Below are 2,609 nucleotides of genomic sequence, written 5' to 3'. Positions count from 1 at the left end.
TTTTGCCTCGGCACGCTCCACCAGCCACACCGTCGAGGCCAGGATCAGGTCGCCGATACCGGCGTCGCTCTTGCCCAGCCCTGCAGTGTCGCGCTGGCCTTCAAGCTGGCCAAATGGCAAGAGGAACTGCGGGTCGATGGTGAAGCCTCCCAGCTTCATGAAATGTACGCCACGCAGGATCCCGATATCCGAGTCCAGGCCTGGCTTGCCGGGTTGCTCGTGCCCGTCGGCGTAAAGCGAGCGGCGCTCGGCATGCTGGTAATAGAGCATGCCCAGGTTGGTGCCCTCGGGCAGCGCGGTGTAGTCACCCGCATCGACGTCCACGGCATGTGCCTGCCCCCCAAGGCTGGCGGCGATGCCCAGGGTGCAGGCCTGGACCCAGCGAAACATGGCGGGACGCCGCGTGAACGGCGTGGGCATGCTTGACAGTACGGTCTTGCTCATCGTGTCACCTGTTTATTGTTTTTGTCGGATGAGCCACCCAGCGGGCGGCACTGGGGTGATAGCAGGCTTCATGCCAATGTAAATAAGTTATGACTATCAATGAGTTACCTGCAAAAGGCCGCATTCGTGGCAATCGCCGCGCAGGTGACCGACAGGCGCGTCACGCCCGCCCGGCGAGGGTTTGCCAGCATTCTCACGGGGGTCTCAGGCGTCTCATCGGGCGTCTCGAAATGAGACGCGCGGCACCCTGGGCCGCGCATCAATCCCCTGAAAAACAAGTACTTTGGTATTGGTGCGCAACTGGCACACAGGTTGCTGAAGGCCTGCAGACCCTTTCAACAACAAGAGAAGCTCGCCCATGTCCCCTGCCTTCCCGATTCACCGCGAAACCCAGGCATTCGTGCAGCGTCAGCAGCGCATGCTGATCGGCGCCGACTGGTGCAGCGCCAGTGATGGCGGCACCCTGCAACTGCTCAACCCAGCCACCGGCCAGGCACTGGCACAGGTGCCCGCGGCCACCCTTGAAGATGTCGACAAGGCGGTGCGCGCGGCGCGCCAGGCGTTCGACGACTCGCCCTGGAGCCGCATACGCCCGCGCGAGCGCAAAACCTGCTGTGGAAACTGGCCGACCTGATCGAACGCGATGCCCAGGTGTTCGCCGAGCTTGAATGCCTGAACAATGGCAAGAGCGCACAGGTGGCGCGGTTGATGGACGTCCAGATGGCCATCGACTCGCTGCGCTACATGGCGGGCTGGGCGACCAAGATCGAAGGCAGCACGCTGGACCCTTCGCTGCCACTGTTCGAGGGTGAGTTCCATGCCTATGTCAGGCGTGAGGCCGTGGGCGTGGTCGGTGCCATCGTGGCGTGGAACTTCCCGTTGCTGCTGGCCTGCTGGAAGCTTGGGCCGGCATTGGCCACCGGCTGCAGCGTGGTGCTCAAACCGGCGGACGAAACGCCGCTGAGCGCACTCAAGCTGGCCGAGCTGGTGCTTGAGGCCGGCTACCCTGCGGGTGTGTTCAACGTGGTGACCGGCGTGGGGGCGGTGGCGGGTGCCGCGTTGTCGGGCCACCCGTTGCTGGACAAGGTGACCTTCACCGGGTCGACCGAGGTTGGCAAGCTGATCGGCAAGGCGGCGATGGACTCGATGACCCGCGTGACCCTGGAGCTGGGTGGCAAGTCGCCGACCATCATCATGGGCGATGCCGATTTGCAGGTAGCGGCGGCGGGGGCAGCCAGTGCGATTTTCTTCAACCAGGGCCAGGTGTGCTGTGCAGGTTCGCGACTGTATGTGCAGCGCAAGCATTTTGACCGGGTGGTGGCTGACATTGCCGGGATTGCCGACGGCATGAAGCTGGGCAATGGCCTGGACCCGAGTATCGATATGGGCCCGCTGATCTCGGCGAAACAGCAGGCGCGGGTGGGGCGCTATATCGACATGGGGCGTGAGCTGGGGGCCACCTTGGCGTGTGGCGGCGAGTACTACGGGCCGGGTTACTTCGTGCAGCCTACGGTGATCGCCGATGTGGACCAGCGGTGCCCGTTGGTGCAGGAAGAAATCTTTGGCCCGGTGCTGGTGGCCATCCCGTTCGATGACATGGAGGATGCGCTGCGCCTGGCCAACGACAGTACCTATGGGCTGGGCGCGAGCATCTGGTCCAATGACCTTGGGCAGGTGCATCGCATGGTGCCGCGAATCAAGTCGGGTTCGGTGTGGGTCAACTGCCACAGTGCGCTGGACCCGGCGTTGCCGTTTGGGGGTTACAAATTGTCGGGGGTGGGGCGTGAGATGGGAGCGGCGGCGCTTGAGCACTACACCGAGTTGAAGTCGGTGGTGATGAAGCTGTAGCGCGGCGTTGCCCCTGGCAGGATCAAACGCCGGACCACCCGGGCTGACAAATCGGCGTTGTCAGCCCGGGTGGTTCGCCTATAGCGCTCCGGGGCGGTGCTACCGGGGGTGTCAGAAATTTTGTGTTCGGGCATAACATGAGTAAGAGGTGCATGTATGCCAACCAAAAAGAAATCTGAACGCAAACCAGTACGGGAGCTGCCGAAGCTTCCAAAGGAACTGCTGGATCAACTCCCTGAAACGCTGATGACCGCTGAGGCGATCGAAGAGGCTTCTGCGGCCTTCAAGAAAGCGCTGATTGAACGAGCGCTAAATGC

The 2,609-nt window shown here is 62.8% G+C and carries 1 protein-coding gene and 2 pseudogenes; 2 read left to right on the top strand and 1 reads right to left on the bottom strand.

Features of this window, described 5'->3' with window-relative positions:
- On the bottom strand, positions 1-444 hold a 444-nt coding region (locus G3436_RS18595), incomplete at its 3' end, for a transporter (RefSeq protein WP_420801224.1).
- Between the two features lie 358 nt (positions 445-802).
- On the opposite strand from G3436_RS18595, the pseudogene G3436_RS18590 reads away from it, so the two are divergent.
- Positions 803-2,292, top strand: a pseudogene (locus tag G3436_RS18590) (aldehyde dehydrogenase family protein).
- Between the two features lie 156 nt (positions 2,293-2,448).
- Positions 2,449-2,609, top strand: a pseudogene (locus G3436_RS18585) (IS256 family transposase); the annotation flags it as partial.

This window comes from Pseudomonas brassicae (assembly GCF_010671725.1).
Classification (GTDB): domain Bacteria; phylum Pseudomonadota; class Gammaproteobacteria; order Pseudomonadales; family Pseudomonadaceae; genus Aquipseudomonas; species Aquipseudomonas brassicae.
This window is presented reverse-complemented; position numbering and strand designations above follow the sequence as displayed.